General features: G+C 48.3%; 1 protein-coding gene. It reads left to right on the top strand.

What is annotated here, in order from left to right; all coding sequences use genetic code 11:
- A partial coding sequence (locus tag NE619_RS18800; RefSeq protein WP_256133961.1) for a hypothetical protein occupies window positions 1–207 on the top strand: 207 nt, incomplete at both ends.

Genomic DNA, 207 nt, shown 5'->3' on the forward strand with positions numbered 1-207 from the left:
CAAAACGGTGTCGTACAAAATTCCGTTATCTTTTCGGGACTGAAAGCCGGAACCTATACGGTAGAGGAACTGGACAATATCCGCTACCGGCCGAGTGGACTGTCCGGAATGACGGAAAACGCCAGAAAAGAAGCAATGAAGGCTGTATTTGACATCACAGAAGGCCGCAATGGCGCCGTTACCTTTAACAATGAAAAGGTACAGAGG

The organism is Anaerovorax odorimutans (genome assembly GCF_024459955.1).
In the GTDB taxonomy this organism is placed as follows: Bacteria; Bacillota; Clostridia; order Peptostreptococcales; family Anaerovoracaceae; genus Hominibacterium; species Hominibacterium odorimutans_A.